Below are 24585 nucleotides of genomic sequence, written 5' to 3' on the forward strand. Positions count from 1 at the left end.
GATGCGGTCGAGGAAACGGTGGCTGATCGCCGCCGCCGTGGTGACGGTGCTGCTGGTGGCGGCCGGTGCGGGGTGGTGGCGCTGGGAGGGCACCCGGCAGCCCCGGGTCGACGACGTGGTCGCCGCCATGAACACCGCGGTCGCCGACGCGGTCGTGGCGGCGGGGCCGGACGCCGCGGTCACGGTCAGCCCCGTGGTCGCGGCCACCGCCTGCCGGCTCGGGATCCTGCGGGAGGGCAGCGTCTTCACCGGCAAGGCCGATCTCTACACCGATCCGGGCGGCGAGGACACCCTGATCACCGCGATCCAGGAAAAGCTTTCCGGGCGGTACGCCGTACGCCGTGGCGCCGCCGTCGCCGGTGTCCGCGCCCTCGAAGCCGACGTCGGCACGCTGCGTCTGTCGGTCCGGCGGTTGAGCCCGGGCTGGCTCGCCGTGACCGCCCGCAGCGCCTGCAGCGCCGGCGCCGCCGCGACTCCGGCGACGGCGGCCGCCGGCAGCCCCGGTGTCACCGCGGTCAGCGAGCTGCTGACCGCGGTGGGGGCCCGGCCCGCCGGGGTGACCGAGCAGCGTCTGCACTGCCCGTCCGGTGACATCGTCACCGTGTCGGCGGTCAGCGAGCCGGTCGACGCCGGACGGCTCGCGCAGCGGTTCCTCGGCCGGATCCCGGCCGGCGCCCGTACCTTCGCGGCGGCGGGCGCCAACCGGGTCGCCTACCGTGACGGCGCCGTGTCGGTGGTGGTCGCGGCCTCCGACGACGCCGGCGCGGTCACCGCCCAGCACACCGTCAGCTGCCCGGCGTAGCGGTCTCGCGGGTGCTGCGCAGGCTCCAGACGATCGAGACGGTGATCGTCACGAGGATGACGCCCAGCGTGACCGGGATGGGCAGCTTGCCGACCGGGGTCTCGGACAGGATCAGCTTGATCCCGGCGAAGGCCAGCAGGACGGCCAGGCCGTAGTGCAGGTGCACGAAACGGCGCAGCAGCCCGGCGAGGCAGAAGTAGAGGCTGCGGAGGCCCAGGATGGCGAAGGCGTTGGCCGTCCACACGATGAAGGTGCTGGTCGTGATGGCCAGGATCGCGGCGACCGAGTCGATCGCGAAGATCAGGTCGGTGGCCTCGACGGCGATCAGGACCACGAGGAGCAGCGTGGCGACGCGCTTGCCGTCGATCCGGGTGACGAACCGGTCGCCGTGGTAGGCCGGGTCGGTCGGGATGATCCGCCGCATCAGGCGGACCACCGGGTTGCGCTCCGGCGGGGCCTCGTCGCCGTGCCGGAAGGCCATCTTCCAGCCGGTCCAGATGAGGAAGGCGCCGAAGACGTACGCCGTCCAGAAGAAGGTCTCCAGCAGTTCCGCGCCGACGAAGATGAACACGAACCGGAAGACCAGCGCCCCGAGAACGCCCCAGAAGAGCACCTTGTGCTGGTAGGCGGCCGGGACGGCGAAGGCTGTGAAGATCAGGGCGAAGACGAAGACGTTGTCGATCGACAGCGCCTTCTCGATGAGATAGCCGGCGTAGTAGGTGCCGGCCACGTCGCCGCCCTGCCACGCCCAGAGGACGACGCCGAAGAGCAGGCCGGCCGCGACCCAGATGCCGGACCAGACGGCGGCCTCACGGAAGCCGATGACGTGATTGTCGCGGTGCAGGAACAGGTCGACGGCCAGCATCGCGGCGACGGCCAGCATCACCGCGGCCCAGGCCCACCAGGGAACGGACACGGGACTCCCTCTCGTCCAGCCCGTCACCCCGCGTGGCGGGGCCGGGCGTGCTGGACGAAGGTCTCCCCGGGCCACCGTGCCGGTGGCTGCGCGACCGGGGCCGGATGGCCGGCCCGTAGTGACGGCGACGCGTGGATCGTCGGGTACTCCCCCTCGAACTACGATCCAGTATTCATGAAGTATGCTTCGTATGTCAACCGGAGGTGACCATGTGGACGTTCCTGACCAACCACGCGCACGTACTGCTCGCCATCGCCGGCGAACCCACCTCGCGACTGCGTGACGTGGCCGCGTCCGTCGGCATCACCGAGCGGGCCGCCCAGGCGATCGTCGCCGACCTGGAGGCCGCGGGTTATCTCCGGCGCTCGCGGGTCGGCCGCCGTAACGAGTACACCATCAACCCGTCCGGCCAGTTCAGGCACCCCGTCGAGTCCGGCCACCAGATCGGCGAGCTGCTGGCCCTCTTCTCCGACCCACCGCCGCCCGAGCCGGCGACACCCTCGCCACCGGCGCCCACCCGCCGGGACACCGCGACGTAGGGGCCGACGCGCGTGAGGATTCTCAAGCCGGGCCCCGGCGCAGCCGATGGAGGAGCCGGCGCCGAAGCGCCCGGCCACGGAAGTGACTCACGACACCCTCAGGTTTATTGATCATTCAACAGTTGCGGACGATGCTTGGTTGCTGAAGGTTCAACAACTTGGGAGGTACGCGATGACGGCGCAGATTCGTACGCAGGTGACGGTGCCGTTACGTTTCCCGGACGGGTACTCCACGTCGGCGCGGGTGTTCACCTTCACCGGCCTGGCCGACGGCCGCGAGCACCTGGCGCTCGGCCTCGGCGACTGGCGTGCCGCGGTGGCCACGGCGGCCGACGGCGGCCCGGCGCCGCTGGTCCGGCCGCACAGCGAGTGCCTGACCGGCGACGTCTTCGGCAGTGAGCGCTGCGACTGCGGCCCGCAGCTGCGCGAGGCCGCCGAGCGGATCACCACGGCCGGCGGGTTCCTGCTCTACCTGCGCCAGGAGGGCCGGGGTATCGGGCTGTACGCGAAGCTCGACGCCTACGCCCTGCAGGACACCGGCCTCGACACCTACCAGGCCAACCTGGCGCTTGGCCACGGCGAGGACGAGCGCGACTACACCGCCGCCGCGCAGATGCTGCACACGCTGGGCGCGCCGCGGATCCGGCTGCTCAGCAACAACCCGGACAAGGCGGCCCAGCTCGGCGGCCTCGGCATCCGGGTGACCGACCGCGTCCCGACCGGGGTGCACCTGTCCGCCGCGAACGCGCGGTACCTGACCACCAAGCGCGACCACACCGCGCACACGCTGGACCTGCCGTTGACGGCGGTGGCGTCGTGACGGCCGCGGACCGGTTCTGGCTCAGCGAGGCGATCCGGGTGTCCCGGCTGGCCCCGGCCGTGCCGGACCGGTATGCGGTGGGCGCGGTGATCGTCGACGGCGACGGGGCGGTGCTGGCCACCGGCTACACCGGCGAGACGCACCCGCACCACCACGCCGAGGAGGAGGCGCTGGCCCGGCTCGCCGGCCGGCCCGGCCTCGACCTGTCGGCGGCCACCCTCTACACGTCGCTGGAGCCGTGCACCGCCCGCCGGTCCCGCCCGGCGACCTGCACCCGGCTGATCCTGGAGGCCGGGGTCGGCCGGGTGGTGCTGGCCTGGCGCGAGCCGATCCTGTTCGCCGACTGCGACGGCGTCGAGACGCTGCGCCGGCACGGCGTCGAGGTGCTGGAGCTGCCCGAGCTGGCCGACCAGGTCCGTGCGGTCAACAGTCACGTCCTGCGGCCGGCCGCCCGTCTGGAGATCATCGGATGAGCCCGGACCGTACCGCCGCCGCCGATGCCCTCATCCCGCAGACGCATCCGTTCCGGCAGCACCTGGGGCGGGTCGCCGCGGTGAACGCGGAGCGCCCGCACCGGGCCTGGACACCCGCCGACGGGCCGATCCCGGCGCTCTACCTCAGTCACGGCGCGCCGCCCACCTTCGAGGATCCGGGCTGGATGACCGAGCTGCACACGTGGGCGCGTGACCTGCCCCGGCCGACGGCGATCCTGATCGTCAGCGCCCACTGGGAGTCGGCGCCGCTGGCGCTGTCCGGCGCCGCCGGCGCCGAGCTGGTGTACGACTTCGGTGGATTCGCGCCGCTCTACTACCGGATGCGCTACGACACCCCGGACGCCGGCGACCTGGCCCGTCAGGTGACCGGGCTGATGCCGCAGACCGTCGGTTCGGGTCGTGGCCTCGACCACGGCGCGTGGGTGCCGCTGAAGGTGATGTATCCGGAGGCGGACATCCCGGTGCTGCAGCTGAGCATCCCCACCCACGACGCGACCACGCTGCTGGCCCTCGGGGAGCGGTTGCGGCCGCTGCGGGAGCAGGGGGTGCTGGTCGTGGGGTCCGGGTTCATGACGCACGGGCTGCAGTTCCTGACCCGGGCGATGCTGCAGGGGCACGTGCCGGGCTGGTCGGCCGACTTCGACGCGTGGGCGGCCGACGCGCTGGCCCGCGGTGACGTCGACGAGCTGGCCGGTTTCCGGGACCGGGCGCCGGGTATGCCGTACGCCCATCCGACCGTGGAGCACTTCACACCGCTGTTCATCACTCTCGGCGCGGCCTCCGACCCGGCCGCGGCCGTGACGACGGCGATCGACGGGTTCTCCATCGGTCTGGCCAAACGCTCGTTCCACATCGTCTGACCAGCGAGGATGGCCGTGACCGACGAACCGCCGTGGCTCAGCGACACCGAGATGGGCGCGTGGCTGAACCTCGCCCAGATCCTGATGCTGGTCCCCACCGCGCTCGACCAGCAGCTCCGGGAGGACGCTGGTCTGCCGCACACCCACTATCACATCCTGTCGGCGCTGAGCGCCCGTCCCGAGCGGGCGATGCGGATGACCGAGCTGGCCCGCCAGGCCGGCACCACCACGACCCGGCTGTCGCACGCGGTCGCCACGCTGGAGCAGCGCGGCTGGGTGGCCCGGCGGGCCTGTCCTACGGACAAGCGCGGCCAGATCGCGCACCTGACCGACGCCGGGTTCGCGGTGCTCGCCGCGGCGGCCCCGGGGCACGTGCGAGAGGTGCGCCGCCTGGTCTTCGACCACCTCACCGGGGACGACGTGGTCCGGCTCCGTGACATCACCGCCAAGATCCTGCCGGCCCTCACCGGCGGCGCCTGACCGTCCGCGGCTGTCCTTCAGCGGGGTACGGCCGTGACCACCACGTTGTCCCGGTAGTTGCGGGTCTTCGCGTCGAACGGCCCGCCACAGGTGATCAGGGTGAGCCGCACGTCGCCGTCACGGGCGAAGTACTTCTCCAGCGGGATGGCCGTCTTCCGGAACCGTTCGCGGGCGACCACCGTGAACGCCCGGTCACGGCCGTCCGGGCCGGTGAGCGTCACCCGGTCACCGTCGTCCAGCGCGCCGAGGCGGAAGAACGCGCCCGCCCCCTGGGCGGCGCTGTCGACGTGGCCGGCGACCACGATCGACCCGGCGCGCGCGGACGTGCCCGGCCCGAACCGGTACCAGCCGACCCGGTTCACGCTCGGCGGCACGGCGAAGTCACCGGTCGCCGGGTCGATGCCGACGGCGTCGACGGCGGCGTCCAGACCGAGCGACGGGATCCGGAGCCGGGCCGGGGCCTGCTCGGCGGCGGTGGGCAGACCGCCGTCGCTGACCGGCACCTGCGGCACGGGCTGTGCCGGCGCGGAGGCCGGTACGTTCGCCGAGGGCGAGGCCAGCGCGCTGACCGACGGGCCGCCGAAGTCGGGCGCCGGCTCGGACCGGCACGCGACGACGGCGAACGCCGTGACCAGCGCCACGCCGGTGACCAGCGGGAGCAGGGCACGCCCCGGCGAGCGCCGGGGCGTGCCACCGGACCGGGGTCCGGTCATCGTCCGCTGCCGCGAACCGGGGAGAGACGGCCGGTGGTCAGCCGGACGAGGCCGAACAGGGCCAGCAGGATGCCGGCCGCGCCAGCGCCGTACCAGGGCAGCGACACTCCGCGGTCGGCACGGCCGCCGTCGCCGCTGGGCACGCCGCCGGGCGCGGAGTGCAGGCCGTCGACGGTCTGCGCGACCAGGTCGAGCGTCTTGTCGTCGGCCGAGCCGATCGCGTACACGATGGTCGCGGTGCCCTCCTTCAGGGTGAGGTCGGCCGGGCCGAGCACCCGCGTCTGCGTGCCGGCCAGCACCACGTCGGCCGAGACGGCGCCGGCGTCGACGTCGGCCTTCGCCTCGTTCGGGTTGGTGAGGTCCTCGAACACCGGCTTGCCTCCGGCGCGCACGTCGACGGCCGGGGCCGCGGCGGTGTGCCGGACGATCAGGCGGGCCTTGCCGGCGGCGAGCTTGGCGGTGTCGTTGACGAACGGCGTCAGCACCGGCTTGCCGTCCGTGCCCAGGTGGGCGACGAGGCTGACGTTCGACCCACCGGGAACCTCGGCGTCGTCGACGGTCAGCAGCGCGTCGCCGATCGCGTCGCCGGGCTTGGTCAGGGCGATGTCGTACTGCCCGGCCGGCAGGCTCAGCGGGCCGGCCACCTTGCCCGGCTGGAAGTCCGGGATGGTCTTCTTGCCGTTGACCCAGACGTCGACCGGCTGCTTGGGGATGCCGTGCACGACCGACACCTGCGAGTCGGCGGCGGCGTGCGCGGGCAGGGCGGCGAACGCGCCGGTGGCGCCGAGGGCGATCATGGTCACGGCGCCGGCCGTGGCCGCGCGGCGAAGGTGCGAAGTGCGCATCGGTGCTCCTCTGGATCGTCGTGGATCGGGTACGACCGGTCCTTCGCTCGTGCGGGCCGCCGTGGATGCGGTGGGAAAGAAAAAAGATTCGGTGCATCCACGGGCCGGTCGCCGAGCGAAGAACCGGGGAGAACACATGCGCGGAAGGGAGGTCGATGAGCTCCGACGACGAGCTCGCCGAGCGCTTACGCGCCGGCGACGAGAAAGCTCTGCGTACGGCGTACGAGCGGCATGGCTCGGCGGTGCTGTATCTGGCTCAGCGGCTGCTGGGCAACCGGGCCGACGCCGAGGACGTCACGCAGCTGACGTTCGTGGCGGCGTGGACCGGGCGGGACGGCTACGACCCGCAGCGCGGCACGATGCTGAGCTGGCTGCTGGGCATCGCACGGCGCAAGGTGGTGGACCGGTTGCGGTCCGCGGCACGCGACGATCGGGCCACCGAGACGGTACGCACGCAGTTGCCCCCGCCGGACGAGCGGGAGACTCCGGAACGGATCGTCGACCGGCTGGTCGTGGCCGACGAGCTGGGCCGGTTGCCGGAGGAGCAGCGCCGCACGCTGGAGCTGGCGTTCTTCGACGATCTGACCCACCCACAGATATCGGCCGTGACGGGGTTGCCCCTCGGTACGGTCAAGAGCCATATCCGGCGTGGAATGGCCAGCCTGCGACGTCGTTGGGAGGTGGACGGTGCAGCATTTGGATCCCGATCGGCTGGTCCTTCTCGCGCTCTCTGAGGAGCCCGAGGAGTTGACCGAGTCGGATCATCTCGCGGAGTGCGCCGTCTGCCGGCGTGACCTCGATCAGTTCCGTGAGGTGGCCGAGCTGGGGGCGGAGAGCCAGGAGGTCCGCGATCTCCCGGCGCCACCGGACCGCGTCTGGCGAGCGATAGAGAGCGAAGTAGCCCGTACCCGATCGACGGCAACGCCGGTCACCGACCTCGCCGAGCGCCGCGCCCACCGCAAGCGGCCTCGTCGCTGGGTGCCGTTGGTCGCCGCCGCGGCCGCCGTGGTCCTCGCCATCGCCGGGACGGTGACCGTGGACCGCCTGCTGGAGCGCCGGGAGACGGAGTCGGTGACCGCGCGGGCCACCCTGTCGCCGTTGCCGTCGGTGTCGGCCGACGCGCGGGGCAGTGTCCGGGTCCTCGCCGACGGCCAGGTCGAGGTCGACGTCCGGAACCTGCCGCTGACCACCGGCTTCCACGAGGTGTGGCTGCTCGATCCGGACGATCCGACGAAGATGGTGGCGCTGGGCAATCTGCCCGATCAGTCGCGGGTGGTGCTGCCGGTGCCGCCGGGGACCGACCTCAACCGGTTCCGGCTCGTCGACGTGAGCGACGAACCGCACGACGGCGACGCCACGCATTCCGGAAACAGCCTGTTGCGCGGCACCTTGACGAGCTGAGCGGACGGAGAACGGAGGGAAAAGGCCGGGGCGGCACACGCCCCGGCCTTTTCCTCGTCCACCGTTGTCCGGCGCTTTTCTTCCCGCTGGCGGGCCGTCCCCGATCGTGGAAGGCACCGATCCCCGATCGACAGGAGACGACATGACCCGGAGGGTACGCATCCTCGGCGCCGGCATGGCAGCGGTGCTCGCGGTGACCGCGCTGCCGTGGCCGGCGTCGAGCGCGACCGCCGCCACCACAGTCCGTTCACACACCTCTGAGCAGCAGATTCGCGGGCTTTTCACACAGTGGAACCGGTCGCTGGCGACGCTCGACCCGCAGCGGGTGGCCGACCGGTACGCCCCCGGCGGCGTGCTGGTGCCGACGGTGTCCGACCAGGTCCGCACGACCCGCGCGGGAATCGTCGACTATTTCCAGCATTTCCTGGAGAACCGGCCGCAGGCGGTCATCATCGCATCACACGTGACGGTGCTCGACCGGACGACTGCCGTCGACACCGGCACCTATCGGTTCACGTTGCGCTCCGATTCCGGAACGCGTGTCGTGGACGCCCGTTACACGTTCGTCTACGAACGCATCGACGGAAAGTGGCTGATCGTCAACCACCATTCCTCGGCGATGCCGGAGTGACGGCCCGGAAGTCCATCACGACGCGCAGGCCGCCGCCGGCCGCGGCGTCCAGGTGGATGCGGCCCCCGTCGTCCTCGACCAGCTGACGCACGATGGCCAGGCCGAGCCCGGAGCCGCCGGGCCGGCTGTCGCCGCGCCAGAATCTGTCGAAGGCGCGTTCCCGCAGCTCGGGCGCGATGCCCGGCCCGTCGTCCGTGACGGTGACCCGCACCAGGTCGCCGTCACGGACGGCGGTGACCCAGACCCGCCCGCCGGCCGGGGAGACCTCGAGGGCGTTGGCGAACAGGTTGTCCAGGATCTGCTCCAGATGACCGCGAGTGATCAGGGCGGCCGGTCCCGGGCCGCTGCCCGCGAGGTCGAGCGTCACCTCCTTCTCGCCGGCGGCGGCCCGCCACACGTCGAACCGCTCGCGGGTGACGTCGTGCACCGCGGTCCGCTCCGGCGCCGACACGTCGCCCTCGGCACGGGCCAGCGCGAGCAGCCCGTTGACCAGCCGGCTCATCCGGATCACCTCGGCGGACGCCTGGTCGACGTCCTCGCGCAGCTCGGGGTCGTGCGCCGCGTCGGCGATGTTGTCCAGCGACAGCCGCAGCGCGGTGAGCGGGGTGCGCAGCTGGTGCGAGGCGTTGGCGATGAACGTGCGCTGGGACCGGACCAGGCTGTCGATCGTCTCGGCGGCCGTGTTCAGGGTGCGTGCCAGCGTCCGTACCTCCGGTGGCCCGGTCTCCTCGACCCGCACCGCCAGGTCGCCGTCGCGCAGCCGGCCGGCCATCCGGTTCAGGTCGCGCAGCGGGCTGGTCACCCGGCGGGCGAAGACCATGCCGGCCAGGGCCGCGGCGATCAGCACGGCGACCGCGAGCCCGGCCCGGAAGCCCCAGATCTGCCACTGCCGGCGGTCCAGCGGCGCGGACGGGTAGGTGACCCGGACCGCGCCGACCACCGCGCCGCTGGTGTCGCGGGCCGGCACCGCGACCGCGAAGCCCTCCTCCCCCAGGCTCGCCTGGCGGCCCCAGACGACCGCCGGCTCGCCGGCCAGCGCCCGGGTGAAGGCCCGGTCGCCGGGGTCCGCGGCGGCGGGGAGCGCCCCGGCCGGACGGCCCGCGACGGTCACCGCGTCGAGCCGCCCGGGAGTCTGGCGCCGGTAGGCGGCCATCAGCTCGGCCAGAGCCCGCTGTGACGGGGTGTCGCCGCCGGCCAGCAGCAGGGCGGCGGTGTCGGCCTCACGCCGGGCGGCGCTGATCGCGTCGTCGCTGAGCTGCTCGGTCAGCACCCAGGCGACCGGGACGGTGAACGCGACGATGGCGACCGCCACCAGCACCACGTAGCTGACCGTCAGCTGACGGATCACGAGGCCGCCACCAGCCGGAACCCGACACCGCGGACCGTCTCCAGGGCGATCGCCGCGCCGAGTTTGCGCCGTAGCGCCCCGATGTGCACGTCGAGCGTCTTGGTGGGGCCGAACCAGTTGGTGTCCCAGACCGATTCCATGATCTGCTCGCGGGTGAACAGCCGGCCGGGCTCGGTGGCCAGGTAGGCGAGCAGGTCGTACTCGCGTGGGGTGAGCGCCACCTCGGCGCCGTCCATCAGCACCCGCCGGGCACGGCGGTCGACGACGAGCCGTTCCGGCAGCGGCCCGTTCACCGACGTGGGAGCGTTGTCGGCGCCGGAGCCTGCCGAGCGGCGCAGCACCGCCCGGATCCGCGCGATCACCTCACGCATCCCGAACGGCTTGGAGACGTAGTCGTCGGCGCCCAGCTCCAGGCCGACCACCCGGTCGACCTCCTCGGCGCGGGCACTGATCACGATGATCGGCACCGAGCCGCGCGCCCGCAGCTCCCGGCAGACGTCCAGGCCGTCGGTGTCGGGCAGGCCGAGATCCAGCAGCACCAGGTCGCACGGCGCGGCGGCCAGCGCGGACCGGCCGTCGGTCACCCAGTCGACCTCGAACCCGTACCGTCCCAGGCCGCGTCGCAGGGACTCGGCGACCGGATGGTCGTCCTCCACCAGAAGTACTCGCACGTGCTGAAGGGTAGCCGCCGGGCAGCCTCGCCAAGATCTCGCCGAAACCGCCCTGACCAGGCATGTCGTGGCGGCCGGTCGCCGCCGGGGAAGCGGCGGGCAAAGGCGCTTGCCGATTCTTTGCCGTCCCTTGCCCGACCCTTGGCCGTGCACCCATCGCCACATGCAAATTCATTATTGACTTGCTCGTGTGATGGTCGTAATTTTCATCGGCAACAAGGTTTGATGAAAATCTCTTTCCAGAGGAGGACTCGGCCCATGTCCCTCGCGAAACGCCTGTTCGGCGGTGCCGCGGCAACGGTCCTGGCGGCCGTCGGCGCGGTCGCCCTGAACGCCGGCACCGCCTCCGCCGCCGACTGCGGCTACCTCTTCGACGACTTCCACTACACCTCGTCGGCCGACCCGGCGCTGACCGCCAACGGCTGGACCCCGCGCAGCTACCAGGGCGGGCCGGGTGTGCCCGGCGCCAACTGGTCGCCGAACGCGGTCACCTTCCCGACCGACGGCGGCCAGAAGGTGCTGCAGCTGACCGCCTCGACCGACGGCACCGCCGCCGGGACCAGCCACGCCGAGCTCTACTCCACGCAGAAGCGGTATCTGGAGGGCACCTACGCCAGCCGGGTCCGGTTCACCGACACACCGGTCAGCGGCACCGACGGCGACCACATCAACCAGACGTTCTTCACGATCAGCCCGCTCAACGGCGACCTCGACCCCACCTACAGCGAGCTCGACATCTCCGAATACCTGCCGAACGGCGGCTGGGGCGAGACCGGGCCGATCAACTACCAGACCACCTGGTACACGTACCGCAACGAGCCCTGGTTCGCCGACAACCTGCACTCCGAGCAGCGGTCCAGCCTCAACGGCTGGCACGATCTGGTCGCGCAGGTCGCCAACGGGCACGTCGTCTACTGGATCGACGGCGTTCAGGTCGGCGACCACGGCGGCAAGTACTTCCCGCGCCAGACGATGACGATCAACTGGAACCTGTGGTTCATCGACACGGCCGCCCACACCGGCGGGCAGTCCACCTACATCGAACAGGTCGACTGGGTGCTGTTCGCCAAGAACCAGGTGCTCAGCCCGGCCCAGGTGAGCTCACAGACCTCGTCGTACCGGACCGCCGGCACCCGCTTCACCGACACGGTCGCCACCTCCGGCCCGTGCACCGGCCCGTCGCCGTCGAACCCGCAGCCGTCGAACCCGTCACCGTCGGTGCCGAACCCGCCGGCCGGTGACTGTTCGAGCGCCCCCGCCTGGCAGTTCAGCTCGGTCTACACCGGGGGAAACACTGTCAAACACGAGCGGAGCCGGTACGGCGACCCGTCCGGCCCCAAGTCGGGCGACGGCGTGCACCTGTGGAAGGCACGGTACTGGACGCAGGGCTCGGAGCCCGGCTGGACCCAGCAGTGGGAGGATCTCGGCCGCTGCTGACCACCACGGAGGTGGGGCCGGATCACTCGCTGACCACGGTGTACCGGCCCCATTCCCGTTCGTTCTGCGCGTCGTCGACGTGGACGATCACACCGGGCAGATCGTCGACCAGCCGCTGCGCCGTCTCCGGGGGCCACCGCACGGGCCATCTCGGCAGGCAGCCCGCCGCTCTGCAGGACCAGCTCGTGCAGCCGCTCGTGGCGCACCGGCCGCAGCGCCAGCCCCTGTGAGCCGCGGACCCACAGATGCTGCAGCCGCGGGAACGTCTCCAGCAGCGGCGTGATGTCGCCCTGCCGGATCCAGGACATCTCGCACTCCTCGGACGAGATCTCGCCGATGAACAGCGCCCGGAGAGCGCCGAGCCGGTCGGCGTTGCCGGTCAGCAGACCGACCGGGAACGGCTCGTGGTGGGGATCGCCCCAGTCGCCGACGATCAGCGCGGCCGGCCCGTCCGGCCCGGCGGCGGCCAGCATCTGCTCGAAGATCTCGGTGAACCGGCGCTCCCCGTACCCCTCGTTGATCCACCAGGCGACCGCGGCCGGATCCTCCGGCACGCCCTCGTCCCATCGCCGGACGGGGAGGCCGGCGAACGAGTCCAGGAAGCCGTGACGTGACACCTGACCTCCTCCGGCCCGACGCTAACAAACCAAGGCGCCCCGGTCCGGCGAACGGCTGCAGCCGGCCCCGGCCGCGGCTCTCACCCGCCGAGGACGTCCTCGCGCGGCGGGATCCACGGGGCCGGCAGGTGCGGGCACTCGTCCTGGCCGGGCCCGACGCGTACCTCGGCCATCCCGAGGCCTGCCTCCCGGTCGTAGCGCAGGTCGCCGACGATCCAGCCGTCGCCGTCGGCGACCGCCCACGGCGCGCGGGCGAACTGCAGCAGCGCGTCGGCGGCGCAGTGGTCGCCGGCCAGGCCCGGCAGCACGCCGGCCGGGAGCGCCAGCTCGCCGTCCCAGGCGATCTCGGCGGTCGACGGCTGCGCGACCGGGGTCAGCGGCGCGGTCCGCTCGGCGCCCGACGGGAACAACCGGGAACAGCGTTCGGCGGTGATCAGCCCGGGCGCCAGCGAGTGGAAGGCGCGGCGCAGAACGTACTGCTCGGCGGTGGTCTGGACGGTCAGGACCTCGCGGCACACCGGATCGGCGGGCATCGGGGTCAGCACCACGTCGAGGGTCCGGGCCTGCGGGAACCGGTCGGCGAGCAGCGCCTCGACCCGGTCCTCCGCGGTCCGGGAGGTCGCCACGAAGGTGGCGGTCAGGGCCAGCCAGGCGACGATGCCGGCGGCGAGCGCCACCCGCGGCGCCGCGAATCGGCTGAGGGCGGCGAGGCCGGCGACGAGGGCGGTCAGCAGGGCGGCGAAGATCAGGGGTACGAACCCCGCGAACCAGCTCAGCCCGAGGCCCGCCATCAGCACCACCGCGATCAGGATCCGCCCGATCCGGCCCGGCAGGACGAACAGGAGCGCCGCCGCGCACGCCCACAGCAGCGGCTCGACGATGAAGACCGCGTCGCCGTAATACCAGTGGTCGTCGACCGGCCAGAACGGGTGCACCCCGTAACTGTTGGTGAAGTCGAGCCCGATGTGCAGCAGGGTCGCCAGCACCGACAGCCCCGCCAGGAACCACAGGTCGCCCGCCGACGGGGTGACCTTGCGCCGCCACCACCACAGCCGCACGGCGGCGAAGAGCAGCAGCGACAGCACCAGCGCGCCCGGCACGGTGTGCGTGTGCCCGCGGTGGTGCAGCAGGTAGTCGAGGGTGCTGCCGGCCCACGTCGTGTAGAGGACGTCGGCGTCGGGCAGGTTGCCGCCGACCGCCATGACGGTGATCGCGACGGTCCGGCGGGCCCGGTCGCTGAGCACCGCCGACGGCGGCAGACTGCGGTGGACGGTCTCCGCGACGAGGACGCTGACGAGCGTGTGCGTGAGATTGTCCACGTCCGATGATCCTACTGAGCCGTGGCCTCCCGCTGGATCCGGGGGAACTGGGCGGCCATCGCCTCGGCCAGGGCGTTCGCCCCGGACAGCGGCCGGACCATCACCATGATGTCGTCGATCCGGCCGGCCTCGTCCAGGTGCAGGAAGTCGCATCCGGTGAGCGCCTTGCCGTCGACCTCGGCCTCGAAGACCAGCGCGTGGTTGCGGCCGTCGGCGATCTCCCGTACGTACCGGAAGTTCTCGAAGACCCGCATGGCGCCGCGCAGGATCGCGGCGGTCAGGGCCTTCCCGGGGTACGGCTTGAACGCGACCGGGCTGGTGAACACGACATCGTCGGCCAGCAGCGCCTCGATCGCGTCGGTGTCCCGGGCCTCGACCGCCTGACGGAACGCGTGCATACGTGACTCCCTTGAAGATCAACAGCTTGGTTCATCGGCAACCATAACTAGGATCTGACCGTGTGACGCTGCGAATCGCGATCCTCGGCGGCGGGATCGGCGGGCTCGCGACGGCCGCCTTCCTGCGGCGGACCGGCCTGACCACCACGGTGTACGAGCAGGCGGCCGCGCTGACCCAGGTCGGGGCCGGTCTGCTGGTCACGCCGAACGCGGCCCGCCTGCTGCGCCGGCTCGGTGTCCTCGACCGGTTGCGCGGTCAGGCGCTGCGCCTGGACGTGGGGTGGGAGTTCCGCCGCTGGCAGGACGGCACGGTGCTGTCCTCGGAGGATCTGCCGACGAGGTGTGCCGGGCTCTACGGCGACGACATCTGGACGGTCCACCGGGCCGATCTGCTGAGCGCCCTGCTGCCGCTGGTGGACCGGGTGGAGCTGGGCCGCCGCTGTGTGGCCGTCGACGGCGGCCGGCTCACGTTCGCCGACGGGCACACCGTCGAGGCCGACGTGGTCGTCGGAGCGGACGGCATCCACTCGATCGTGCGCGCCGCCCTGTTCGGGGACACGCCGGCCGCCTGTTCCGGGTTGTGTGCGTTCCGGGCGCTCGTACCCTCGCAAGTCGCTCCGGATTTTGCGCGCCGGCCGGCGCAGACGTTGTGGATCGGGCCGGGCCGCCACCTGGTGCACTATCCGATCGCCGGCGGCCGGCTGGTGAACATGGTCGCGGTCGCGCCGGCCGGCGACCACACCGTCGAGTCGTGGACGGCCACGGCGACGGTGGCCGAGCTGCGGGCCGAGTTCGCCGGCTGGGATCCGCGCCTGACCGGGCTGATCGAGTCGGCGGCCACGCTCGGGCGGTGGGCGCTGCTCGACCGGCCGCCGCTCCCCCGCTGGTCACGAGGCACGACGACGCTGCTCGGCGACGCCGCCCACCCGATGTTCCCGTTCTACGCCCAGGGCGCGGCGCAGGCGATCGAGGACGCCGCCGGCCTGGCCCGCTGCCTCGCACGGGAGGGCGATCCGCGGGCGGCGCTGCGGGCGTACGAGACCGCGCGAATCCCGCGGACGACCCGGTTGCAGCAGGTCAGCCGGGGTCGTGCCGAGTCCAACCATCTGCCGGACGGGCCGGCGCAACGCGAGCGGGACGCGACGTTCACGCAGCACGATCCGCTGGTCGCGAGCGGATGGATCTACGGGTACGACGCGGAGGCGCCCTGACTACGCCAGGTGGGCGGCGTCGATCGCGGACTGCAGCGACCGCACGTAGCCGTCGCTGGTGACGGTCGCGCCGGAGATCGCGTCGATGTCGGCGCTCTGCGCGTCCAGGGTCTCCTGCCGGAGCTTCGGCAGCGCACGGGCGTTGATCTCCTGGTCCTTGCGGTTCTCCGTCGGGTAGATGGGCACCTGGACGTCGACGATCCTCCCGTCGGCCACCACGATGGCGACCTGCACGTCACCCCAGCGGGTCGACACGGCCGTACCCGTGTAGGTCTTGCCGTCCGCCGGAACCGCGGCTGCGGCGACGCCGGCGGCGGTGACCGAGCCGCCGGTGCTGGTGCGGTAGCTGAAGAGCAGCACCAGGGCGGCGAAGGTGGAGAACAGCCAGAGGGTGATGCGTCGCATGTGGGTGGCCCTTCTACCACGAGAACTGTTCGGTGTGGACGTGCCCGGCCGGAGTACCGGCCAGCTCGGCCGCGGTCCGTGCCGCCGCGGTCCACTCGGCGGGGCCGCAGAGGTAGGCGTGCGACCGCGCGATGTCCGGCACGAGCCCGCGCAGCGTGTCGGCATCGGGGTGGCGCGGCACGGCCGCATCCGAGCGGCCAGGCACGGCCGTGTCCGAGCGGCCAGGCATGGCCGTGTCCGAGCGGCCAGGCATGGCCGTGTCCGAGCGGCCAGGCATGGCCGTGTCCGGACGGCGCGACATGGCGGTACCGGGGTGGCGCGGCATCGCGGCGTTCGCGTGGCCCGCGTGGTGGGCGGGGAGCCAGGACGGCCGGTCGGCGCGCGGTCCGAGCAGGAGGATCAGCCGGACGCCGCGGTGGTGCGCGAACCATTCGAGCTCGGCACGGAACGCGACCTCCTCCTCGCTGCGCGCCCGGTAGACGAAGGTCGCCTCGCCCGGCCGGTAGGGCAGCTCGCCGAGCAGCGCGAGCAGCGGGGTGACACCGATGCCGCAGCCGATCAGCACTACCGGGCCGCCGGTCCAGGTGTCCGCGGTGAGCGCCCCATACGGTCCCTCGGCCAGCGCCCGGACGCCCGGCCGCAACGAGGCCACCCGGGAACTGCCGTCGCCGAGGTCCTTCACGGTGATCCGCAGCTCACGGCCGTGCGGCGTGGCCGACAGCGAATACGGATGCGCCCGCGTCCACCCCGGCCCGTCCAGAAACCGCCACTGAAAGAACTGCCCGGCCCGGACCGGCAGCCGATCCAGGTCACGACCGGTCAGATACACCGAGGTCAGGCCCGGACCCTCGGTGGTGACCCGGCTGACGACCAGCCGATGCCGGTGGTTCATCACCAACGGGACCCCGATGCGGTACGTGACGACGGCGCCCGCCGACACCGCGTACAGCGTCCACCAGTACACGGTCGACACCGGCGAGGCGAGGAAATCGGCGCCGGTCCACAGCTGATGTGGCAGGGCGAGGCCGACGCCCAGGTAGGCGTACAGGTGCAGCAGATGCCACGACTCGTAGCGCAGCTTGCGCCGGGCCACCCGGATCGACGTCACCACCACCATGACCAGCGCGGACGTGCCGGCGGTTGCCAGCAGCATGCCCGGGTAGGTCCAGATCATGTCCCACAACTCGCCGAACACGTTCGTGTCGGCGGCGCCCGCGTAGCCGAGCACGATCAGGACGATGTGCGCGACCATCAGCCAGAACGACGTGAATCCGATCCACCGATGCCAGCGAGCCAGCCGATCCTGACCGAACACCCGCTCAGCGATCGGGATGCGCGCCATCAACAGCACCTGGAGCAGCAGCAGGTCGGACGCCCACAGGCCGGTCAGCCGCCCGGTTGCGGTCACCGCTCCGGAGCCGCCGCCGATGACCTGCTGAACGCCACCGTTACCGACCCACAGCGCGGTCACCACGAGCACGCTGAGCCCGGCCGCGACCCCGGCCACGTCGGCCCACCACCGCGGAGTCCGGCGGTTTCGGGCCACGCCGGGCGGCGCCGCAACGGGTTGCATGGTGTCGGTCATGCGCCAACAATCGGCTGACCTGCTGAAAGTTCCCGGGATCTTTCCTATGAGTCGTCTATGAATCCGCCAACTCGGCTCCCGCCGGACCGATCCCACCGACACCCCGCCCGACCGATCCCACCGCATCGACCCCACCCCATCGACACCCCCGCCGCACCGATCTACCCCACCGACACCACCCCACCGACACCCTCGCCGGACCGATCCCACCCCACCGACCCCACCCCACCGGCACCCCCGCCGGACCGATCCCGCCGCACGGGCCGACCTCACCGGCACCCCCGCCGGACCGTTCAGGAGCGCAGGAAGGTCAGGACGGCCAACACCCGGCGGTGAGTTTCCTCGGTCTGTGGCAGGCCGAGTTTCTGCAGGATGCTGCGGATGTGCTTGGCCACCGAGGCCTCGACGAGCGTGAGCTCGGTGGCGATGGCCAGGTTGGAGCGCCCCTCGGCAACCAGGGCCAGCACCTCCCGCTCGCGAGCGGTCAGCGCGGCGAGCGGATCGCGGCGGCGGCGCAGCATCTGCCGCACCACCTCGGGATCGACGACGGTGCCGCCGTCGACGACCCGCTGTAGGGCGTCGACGAACTCGCTGACATGCCCGATCCGGTCCTTGAGCAGGTAGCCCAGATGGGTGCCGTCCCCCGCGTCCATCAACTCGGTGGCATACCTGGTCTCGACATACTGACTGAGCACCAACACGGGCAACCCCGGCCGTCGGCGGCGCAGCTCCAGGGCGGTGCGCAGCCCTTCGTCCTTGAACCCGGGCGGCATCCGCACATCGGTGACCACAATGTCCGGCTCGTGCGCGGCGACCGCCTCCCGCAGCCCGTCACTGTCGCCGACGGCGGCGGCCACCTCGTGCCCGAACCGCGCCAGCAGCGCGGCGAGCCCGTCGCGGAGCAGGACGCTGTCCTCGGCGAGCACTACCCGCAGGCCTGGCATGGGATCTCCACGATCAGTCTGGTCGGGCCGCCCGGCGGGCTGGACAGCGACAGTCTGCCACCGACCACCGACACCCGGTCGGCGAGCCCGATCAGCCCGGTCCCGCCGTCGATGCGGGCGCCGCCGCACCCGTTGTCGGCGATCTCGACGGTCAGCGTCCGTCCGGCATAGCTCCCGGTGATCGTGCCGCGGCTGGCGCCGGAGTGTTTGGCCAGGTTGGCGAGGGCTTCCGAGACGACGAAGTAGGCCGCCGACTCGACCGCCGCAGAAAAACGCTGCGGCATGGCGAAGGACACCTCCAGCGGTACGGGACACCGGTCGGCCAGGTCAGCGATCGCCGCCTCGAGCCCGAAGTCGGTCAGGACGGGTGGATGGATGCCACGGATCAGCTCTCGTAGCTCGACGAGCGCCTGCCCGGCCTCGTCGTGGGCGCGGGACAGCTGCTCGGCCAGCGGCCCGTCGGGCGCGTCGAGCCGGGCCAGCCCGAGCAGCACCGACAGTGCCACGAGACGCTGTTGAGCGCCGTCGTGCAGGTCACGCTCGATGCGGCTGCGCTCGGCCTCGAACGCGTCGACCAGCCGCACCCGGGATCGGGTCAGCTCGACGACCGTCTGATCGAGGTCACGGCGTGGGTGCAGCACGAGCCGGGCCAGCGCCGCCCGCAGACGGGCCAGCAGCACCAGCCCGCAGGCGCAGGCCACCATGGCGAACAGTCCGACGGCGCCGGCCAGGAACGCCTGTGGCCAGGACGTCACCGGGACCGCCTTGAGCACGTTGACCTGCTCGGCGTCGCCGATCGTGCCGAACAGCACCGGGGTCGCCAGCACCACCGGCGGCACGGTCACTCCGAGAACGACGGCGAGCAGGTCGACCGGCCACAGAACGGTCATCAGCAGCCCGGCGAAGCCCAGCTCCCGCCAGGTGCCCGGCTCGGTGTAGCGGGTCCGCAGCCACGACGCGAGGCCCGGCTCGGGTGGCACCCGGTGCCGGCTCGGCAGCGGCCGGGCGTCGATCAGCCGCTGGAGCCGCCTCTCGACCGCCGCCACCGGAAGGCCGACGAGAACCAGGCCGGCGAGCAGGGGCAGCCCGACGACGACCACCGCGAGGACGCCACCGGCAGCGAACAGCAGCACCGACACCAGCAGCGTGAGCAGGCCGGTGACGGCGTTCGCGAGCAGGTAGACACCCGCTTTGGGGACGTCGGCGGTGCGCATGCCGGCCACTGTAAACGGTATATCCAGCACTACCTCGAAGAGTGAACCCAGCAGGGTCGTGCCCGGTCTTTCCCGGCGGCAGGGTTGGCGCATGACCCGTGACGCGATCCGGTTGCGCCGCGTCGTCCGGAGGTTCGGCTCCGGCGACGCCGCGGTGACAGCCCTGCACGATCTCACGTTCTCGTTCGGCGAGGGCACCTTCACCGCTGTCATGGGGCCGTCGGGGTCCGGCAAGTCGACGCTGCTGCAGTGCGCGGCCGGGCTCGACCGGCCGACCTCCGGCACGGTGCTGCTCGGCGACACCGACCTGACCAGACTCGACGAGACCCGGCTGACCCGGCTGCGCCGCGACCGGATCGGGTTCGTCTTCCAGTCGTTCAACCTGCTGCCCACCCTGACCGCCGAGCAGAATGTGGCGTTGCCGATGCGGCTGGCCGGCCGCCGGCCGGCCGACGGCGAGGTCCGCGAGGCGCTGGCGCGGGTCGGTCTGGCCGACCGGGCCCGGCACCGGCCACAGGAGATGTCCGGCGGCCAGCAGCAGCGGGTGGCGATCGCCCGCGCCCTGATCACCCGCCCGCAGGTGCTGTTCGGTGACGAGCCGACCGGGGCCCTCGACTCGTCGACCGGGCGTGAGGTGCTGCGGATGCTGCGCGCCCTGGCCGACGACGGCGGCCAGACGATCGTGATGGTCACCCACGACCCGGTCGCGGCCGCCCACGCCGACCGCGTGGTGTTCCTGGCCGACGGCCGTCTGCACGGCACCTTGGACGCCCCGTCTCCCGAGGCGGTCGCGTCCCGGATGACCCGGATGGAGGCACCGGCGTGCTGATCGTGACGTTGAGCAGCCTGCGTGCCCGCTGGGCGTCGCTGGTCGGCACGTTCGTGGCGCTGTGCCTGGGTGTGGCCCTGATCGCCACGATGGGCCTGGCCCTGGCCTCCACGGTGGACGCCCCGCCCCAGCACCCGTCACGCCTGGCCGGCGCGGCAGTGGTGGTCCGCGGCGCCGACGAGCTGCGAGTCCCCACCCGCATCGGCGACCGCAGTCAGCCGCTGGCCGATCCGCACGCGATCCCACCCGCCTTGGCCGCCATCCTGGCAAGAACAGGACCGACCGTGATCGACCGTTCCTTCCCGGTCCGCGCCGCCTTCCCACCGTCCGGCGCCGCCGGCTCCGCTCCGCCGCCCTCTCACCCCGGCGACAACGACCCACCACACTCCGGTGCCGCGGGAGCCGATGCAGCGGGTGCCGGCATCGGTGAGGTCGGTGACCTGGTCGGGCATCCGTGGGCGGTCGCCGGGCTCGGCGGCCATCGGCTCGTGGCCGGTCGTGAGCCTCGTGAGGGGGCCGAGGTCGCGCTGGCCGCGGACCCCGCGATCGTCGGCCGGACGATTTCTCTGCGGACGCCGTCCGGCCGCGGCGACTACACGGTGGCCGGAGTGCTGGCGCCGGTGACGTTCGAGCGCGCGGTGTTCTTCACCGATGACACGGCCGCGTCGATTGCGCCGCGGATCGACAACCTGGCGGTGGATGCCGCACCGGAGAGGGTGCGGGAGATCGCCGGCAGATTCCCTGGCGTGCAGGTCCTCACCGGCGACGACCGGCGGCGGGCCGACCCCGACCCGGATCGTGACAGCGACTCCCTGGTCGCGATGAACGCGTTGCTCGGCACCGCGGGCGGGATCACCACGTTCGTGTCGGTGTTCGTGGTCGCGTCGACGTTCGCCTTCGCGGTCGCCCAGCGGCGCCGTGAGATGGGGCTGCTCCGCATGGCCGGCGCGACGCCGCGGCAGATCCGGCGGTCGGTGCTCGCCGAGGCGGTCGTCGCCGGGGCCGTGGCATCCGCGGCCGGCTGCCTCCTCGGGTCGTTGGGTGCGCCCTGGCTGGCCGGTGTTCTCGTCGAGGAACGGCTGGCACCGGCCTGGTTCACGATCGGCGATCATCGCTGGCCGTATCATGTCGCGTTCTGGACCGGCCTGCTCGTCGCGCTCGCCGGAGTCGTGGTCGCGACCATCCGCGCCGGGCGCGTGCGGCCCACCGAGGCGCTGCGGGAGGCGTCCGTCGACAGCCGTGCCATGACCGCGGGCCGGTGGATCTTCGGGGTCGGGTTCCTGGCGGCCGGGCTGGGGCTGCTCTGCTGGCGGCTGCTCACCGACCCGGGCGAGGTGCTGCACCGCAAGACGTACACCACCCAGCCGATGCTGCTGATCACGGCGGTGGCGCTGCTGGCGCCGGTGCTGGCCGGCCCGCTCGCCCGGCTGGTGGCGTGGCTTCCCGCCCGGCTGCCCGGCGCGACCGGAATGCTGATGCGGGAGAACACGAGCGCGAGCCTGCGCCGGACCGCAGCCGTGGCCGCCCCGATCCTGATCACCGTGGCGCTGGCCGGTTCCCTGCTCGGCACCACCGCCACGATCACCAGGGCGAAGGCCACGGAGCTGAGCGACAGTACGGTCGCCGACCTGATCGTCACCGGTGTGCCGGACGCCCGCACCCTGGCCGCGATCCGGGCCGTACCCGGAGCGCAGGTGATGACCAGCGCTTCGACCAGCGTCTACACCCTTGAGGACGGGGTGGCTCTGGTCCGTTCCCAGGCGCGGGCGGTCGATCCGGAAACCTTGACCGCGGTGCGCCGGTTGCCGGTCAAGGCGGGCGACCCGGGTGACCTCACCGACGACGGCATCATCGTCAACGAGGAGTGGGCGGCCCGCACTCTCGGCGACCGTGTCCAGGTGTGGCTCGGCGATGGCACTCCACGTGCTCTGCGCATCGTCGCGGTTCTGGCCACCGGCACCGGCGGCAACGGCGTCTACGTGACCCCACACAATGCCGGCGGCGCCCAGCCCGACACCCTCGAACTGTCCTGGCTGCCGGGCAGTGACTCCCGCTCCGGTGAGGCAGAGGTCCGCCGCCTGCTCGACTCGTCGTCCCGGAACGGCCGCACAGACCCGCCACCAACCGGCCTGCCGGATCAGGGCACTCCCCGCACGACTGAAACAAGCCCATCCGGCCGGCAAAGCAGCCCCCGCATACCTGGGACAAACCCACCAGAGCGGGAAAGCGGCCCCCGCACCGCTGAAACCAGCCCACGCGGACGAGCAAGCAGCGCTGGCACGGCTGAGACAAACCCACCAAGGCGGGAAAACAGCCAAGGCACGGCTGAAACCAGCCCACCAAAGCGGGAGGACAGCCCCATCACGGCTGAAACCAGCCCACCCGGACGGGAGAGCGGCGGAGGCACGGCGGGCACCGGTCCGACCGATCCACCCGGGCGACACGGCCTCGATGCCGAGGGCGGCGAGGCTGTCGAGGGATCGGCCGGGTCCACCACGATGTTGGTGCAGACCCGTGAGCAGTGGCTGGCGGCGCAGCTTCCGCAGAGTAGCCGCCAAACACAGGTGGGCTATCTGGTGGTGCTCGGGATCGCCCTGTTGTACGCCGGTATCGCCATCGCGAACACGATGGTGATGGCCACCTCTGACCGGGTCCGCGAGATGGCGGTACTGCGTCTGACCGGCGCGACGAGAATGCAGGTGCTGCGCCTGGTGGCGGCCGAGGCATTGACCGTAGTCGTGGTCGGCGCGATCCTCGGCCTGCTGGTGACAGCTCTGAACCTGCTGGGCATCTGGGCCGCCCTGGCCACTCTGTCGGTGTGGGTGCCGTTGACCGTGCCGTGGGCCGATCTGGCCGCGACGCTGATCGTCTGTGCCGTCATCGCGGTCCTGGCTGCGGTCCTCCCTGCCGCCATGGCGCTGAGGACACGCCCCGCCGAACTGGCCGGCACCCGGCATTAGCCAGAACCTGAACGGACCAGGCAGACCCCGAACGAATCAGCCAGCCTCCCGCACGAACCAGCCAGACACAATACGGACCAGCCAGACCCCGCGCGGGCGGGGAGGGCTGCGGCCCGGGGCCCATCGCCCGGCTCGCCGCATTTGCCTCCCGGCCGGTAGCGGCGCCGGTAGCCGCCGGAGCACCTTGTCGCATCGACCCGATCCGCTGTTGTTTCTGCTGGTCAGCGGGTACCTACACGGAAAGGTGTCACTACTCACGGAAGCGGGAGAAGACGATGGAGAAGATTGCGTACGCGCCCATGGCCACCCATCCGGACCTGCTTGAGATGCAGGCTCGGTATGAACGGGCCGCCGCCAGTGGCCCCGCGGTGATCACTGACGGGACCACCCTGCTGGCCGGCCTGTGGCTCGCCGTCTCGCCCTGGGTGGTCGGTTTCGACGTCACCGCGCCGGGCGTCCGGGTCAGCAACCTGGTGATGGGCATCGCGGTCGCCGTCACGGCGCTCGGGCTCACGCTGATGCCCCAGCGCATGGTGCGGCTGAGCTGGGCGAGCGCCGTGATCGGGGCGTGGGTGGTGGTCTCTCAGTGGATCATCGAACGGTCCGCGAGCAGCACACCCATAATGATCAACAATGTCCTGACCGGAGCGGTGATCATGGTGTTGGGCGCCGCGGCCGTCGCCATTCTGACCTCGGCCGCCGCACAAGACTGAGCACGGCCGGATTCGGCGATCCGCGGCCACTGCCCGGGGCCGGCTACACAGCTACATCGCCCAGCCACGGACGCCGGATCCCGACGGCCTCGACCGCCGACCGGGTCGCACGCCCACGCAACTCGTCGCTGTACTTCTTCGGTGCAGGGCCGATCTTCTCCAGGCTTCGATGTCTCCATCCGGCCCGGGGCGCCGCCGCCCGGGCAAGCATCCGCATCCACAAGCGGAGCCCTGGGCGGCGGCCGAGGCGCCGGGAACCTGCCGGTGAAGGCGAGCCGCTCCCGTGGGACGGCACGTTCGACGGTCGTCCGGAGCGAGACGGACCGGATCATCCCGGTCAGCGTGATGAATGCGAAGTGCCCGCTGATCAGGGCGCCGAGGTCGGGGCCGCCCACATCGGCCATGAAGATCCGGAGGAAGTCCAGACGGCCGG

The 24585-nt window shown here is 72.1% G+C and carries 26 protein-coding genes; 15 read left to right on the forward strand and 11 right to left on the reverse strand.

What is annotated here, in order from left to right; genetic code table 11:
- Position 1: 1 nt before the first annotated feature.
- Positions 2-802, forward strand: coding sequence for a hypothetical protein (locus BM290_RS11155; protein WP_093612829.1), 801 nt, complete (start codon positions 2-4; stop codon positions 800-802).
- Here BM290_RS11155 and BM290_RS11160 read toward each other — a convergent pair.
- On the reverse strand, positions 786-1718 hold the full coding sequence (locus tag BM290_RS11160) for a TerC family protein (protein ID WP_093612831.1): 933 nt from the start codon (positions 1716-1718) through the stop codon (positions 786-788). The two genes, BM290_RS11155 and BM290_RS11160, sit on opposite strands and share 17 nt — an antisense overlap.
- A 209-nt stretch (positions 1719-1927) precedes the next feature.
- Between BM290_RS11160 and BM290_RS11165 the strand changes: the two genes are divergently transcribed.
- The 5 genes from BM290_RS11165 (at position 1928) to BM290_RS11185 (ending at position 4911) form a co-directional block, all read left to right on the forward strand.
- Positions 1928-2257: a helix-turn-helix transcriptional regulator gene (locus tag BM290_RS11165; RefSeq protein WP_093613662.1), complete on the forward strand. Its 330-nt coding sequence runs from the start codon at positions 1928-1930 to the stop codon at positions 2255-2257.
- Between the two features lie 172 nt (positions 2258-2429).
- The gene (locus BM290_RS11170; RefSeq protein ID WP_093612833.1) at positions 2430-3077 is read left to right on the forward strand and encodes a GTP cyclohydrolase II; all 648 of its coding nucleotides are present in this window, start codon (positions 2430-2432) and stop codon (positions 3075-3077) included.
- The gene (locus BM290_RS11175) at positions 3074-3550 is read left to right on the forward strand and encodes a deaminase (RefSeq protein WP_093612835.1); all 477 of its coding nucleotides are present in this window, start codon (positions 3074-3076) and stop codon (positions 3548-3550) included. Before BM290_RS11170 ends, BM290_RS11175 begins: the two co-directional genes overlap by 4 nt.
- A complete protein-coding gene (locus BM290_RS11180) occupies positions 3547-4431 on the forward strand; it encodes a dioxygenase family protein (RefSeq protein ID WP_093612837.1) in 885 nt (294 codons plus the stop codon). The genes BM290_RS11175 and BM290_RS11180 overlap by 4 nt, the downstream gene beginning before the upstream one ends.
- Before the next feature lie 15 nt (positions 4432-4446).
- A complete protein-coding gene (locus BM290_RS11185) occupies positions 4447-4911 on the forward strand; it encodes a MarR family winged helix-turn-helix transcriptional regulator (RefSeq protein WP_239143509.1) in 465 nt (154 codons plus the stop codon).
- A 17-nt stretch (positions 4912-4928) separates the two neighbouring features.
- Here BM290_RS11185 and BM290_RS11190 read toward each other — a convergent pair whose 3' ends face one another.
- Together BM290_RS11190 and BM290_RS11195 are read right to left on the reverse strand one after the other, a co-directional pair.
- Positions 4929-5624, reverse strand: a complete 696-nt coding sequence (locus BM290_RS11190) for a class F sortase (protein ID WP_093612841.1) — start codon at positions 5622-5624, stop codon at positions 4929-4931.
- Complete coding sequence (locus BM290_RS11195; protein WP_093612843.1) at positions 5621-6469, reverse strand: DUF4397 domain-containing protein; 849 nt, start codon at positions 6467-6469, stop codon at positions 5621-5623. Before BM290_RS11195 ends, BM290_RS11190 begins: the two co-directional genes overlap by 4 nt.
- A 155-nt stretch (positions 6470-6624) precedes the next feature.
- On the opposite strand from BM290_RS11195, the gene BM290_RS11200 reads away from it, so the two are divergent.
- From BM290_RS11200 to BM290_RS11210, 3 genes are all read left to right on the forward strand, one after another.
- On the forward strand, positions 6625-7203 hold the full coding sequence (locus BM290_RS11200; RefSeq protein ID WP_093612845.1) for an RNA polymerase sigma factor: 579 nt from the start codon (positions 6625-6627) through the stop codon (positions 7201-7203).
- The gene (locus BM290_RS11205) at positions 7157-7870 is read left to right on the forward strand and encodes an anti-sigma factor (protein WP_093612847.1); all 714 of its coding nucleotides are present in this window, start codon (positions 7157-7159) and stop codon (positions 7868-7870) included. The genes BM290_RS11200 and BM290_RS11205 overlap by 47 nt, the downstream gene beginning before the upstream one ends.
- Before the next feature lie 142 nt (positions 7871-8012).
- Positions 8013-8501 carry an SgcJ/EcaC family oxidoreductase gene (locus BM290_RS11210; RefSeq protein ID WP_093612849.1) on the forward strand — a complete coding sequence of 163 codons (489 nt, stop codon included), beginning with the start codon at positions 8013-8015 and terminating at the stop codon, positions 8499-8501.
- Here BM290_RS11210 and BM290_RS11215 read toward each other — a convergent pair.
- Together BM290_RS11215 and BM290_RS11220 are read right to left on the reverse strand one after the other, a co-directional pair.
- A complete protein-coding gene (locus BM290_RS11215) occupies positions 8470-9849 on the reverse strand; it encodes a sensor histidine kinase (protein ID WP_093612851.1) in 1380 nt (459 codons plus the stop codon). The two genes, BM290_RS11210 and BM290_RS11215, sit on opposite strands and share 32 nt — an antisense overlap.
- Positions 9846-10520: a response regulator transcription factor gene (locus BM290_RS11220; protein ID WP_239143508.1), complete on the reverse strand. Its 675-nt coding sequence runs from the start codon at positions 10518-10520 to the stop codon at positions 9846-9848. The genes BM290_RS11215 and BM290_RS11220 overlap by 4 nt, the downstream gene beginning before the upstream one ends.
- Positions 10521-10778: 258 nt before the next feature.
- Here BM290_RS11220 and BM290_RS11225 point away from each other — a divergent pair, with 258 nt between their 5' ends.
- Both BM290_RS11225 and BM290_RS49645 read left to right on the forward strand, forming a co-directional pair.
- The gene (locus tag BM290_RS11225; RefSeq protein WP_093612855.1) at positions 10779-11957 is read left to right on the forward strand and encodes a glycosyl hydrolase; all 1179 of its coding nucleotides are present in this window, start codon (positions 10779-10781) and stop codon (positions 11955-11957) included.
- A 245-nt stretch (positions 11958-12202) separates the two neighbouring features.
- The gene (locus BM290_RS49645; protein ID WP_239143507.1) at positions 12203-12571 is read left to right on the forward strand and encodes a hypothetical protein; all 369 of its coding nucleotides are present in this window, start codon (positions 12203-12205) and stop codon (positions 12569-12571) included.
- An 83-nt stretch (positions 12572-12654) separates the two neighbouring features.
- Here the strand turns inward: BM290_RS49645 and BM290_RS11235 are convergent, their stop codons facing one another.
- The gene (locus BM290_RS11235) at positions 12655-13893 is read right to left on the reverse strand and encodes a metal-dependent hydrolase (RefSeq protein ID WP_093612857.1); all 1239 of its coding nucleotides are present in this window, start codon (positions 13891-13893) and stop codon (positions 12655-12657) included.
- 11 nt (positions 13894-13904) lie between these two features.
- Positions 13905-14291, reverse strand: coding sequence for a nuclear transport factor 2 family protein (locus BM290_RS11240; RefSeq protein ID WP_093612859.1), 387 nt, complete (start codon positions 14289-14291; stop codon positions 13905-13907).
- A 62-nt stretch (positions 14292-14353) separates the two neighbouring features.
- Here BM290_RS11240 and BM290_RS11245 point away from each other — a divergent pair, with 62 nt between their 5' ends.
- Entirely contained in the window at positions 14354-15502 is a 1149-nt protein-coding gene (locus BM290_RS11245) for an FAD-dependent monooxygenase (protein ID WP_203779313.1), read from the forward strand.
- Here the strand turns inward: BM290_RS11245 and BM290_RS11250 are convergent, their stop codons facing one another.
- The 4 genes from BM290_RS11250 to BM290_RS11265 all read right to left on the reverse strand — a co-directional run bounded on the left by BM290_RS11250 (position 15503) and on the right by BM290_RS11265 (position 19650).
- Entirely contained in the window at positions 15503-15907 is a 405-nt protein-coding gene (locus tag BM290_RS11250; protein ID WP_093612861.1) for an FMN-binding protein, read from the reverse strand.
- A gap of 13 nt (positions 15908-15920) precedes the next feature.
- Positions 15921-17492, reverse strand: a complete 1572-nt coding sequence (locus BM290_RS11255) for a ferredoxin reductase family protein (protein WP_093612863.1) — start codon at positions 17490-17492, stop codon at positions 15921-15923.
- A gap of 293 nt (positions 17493-17785) precedes the next feature.
- Positions 17786-18436, reverse strand: a complete 651-nt coding sequence (locus BM290_RS11260) for a response regulator (protein WP_093612865.1) — start codon at positions 18434-18436, stop codon at positions 17786-17788.
- On the reverse strand, positions 18418-19650 hold the full coding sequence (locus tag BM290_RS11265; protein ID WP_093613666.1) for a sensor histidine kinase: 1233 nt from the start codon (positions 19648-19650) through the stop codon (positions 18418-18420). Before BM290_RS11265 ends, BM290_RS11260 begins: the two co-directional genes overlap by 19 nt.
- Before the next feature lie 91 nt (positions 19651-19741).
- Between BM290_RS11265 and BM290_RS11270 the strand changes: the two genes are divergently transcribed.
- The 3 genes from BM290_RS11270 (at position 19742) to BM290_RS11285 (ending at position 24152) form a co-directional block, all read left to right on the forward strand.
- Positions 19742-20479 (forward strand): ABC transporter ATP-binding protein, encoded by a 738-nt coding sequence (locus BM290_RS11270; RefSeq protein ID WP_093612867.1) that lies wholly within the window; start codon positions 19742-19744, stop codon positions 20477-20479.
- Complete coding sequence (locus BM290_RS49650; RefSeq protein ID WP_239143506.1) at positions 20473-23439, forward strand: ABC transporter permease; 2967 nt, start codon at positions 20473-20475, stop codon at positions 23437-23439. The genes BM290_RS11270 and BM290_RS49650 overlap by 7 nt, the downstream gene beginning before the upstream one ends.
- Positions 23440-23714: 275 nt before the next feature.
- Positions 23715-24152 (forward strand): SPW repeat protein, encoded by a 438-nt coding sequence (locus BM290_RS11285; protein WP_093612869.1) that lies wholly within the window; start codon positions 23715-23717, stop codon positions 24150-24152.
- Positions 24153-24585 lie beyond the last annotated feature (433 nt).

This window comes from Actinoplanes philippinensis (assembly GCF_900113015.1).
GTDB lineage: Bacteria > Actinomycetota > Actinomycetes > Mycobacteriales > Micromonosporaceae > Actinoplanes > Actinoplanes philippinensis.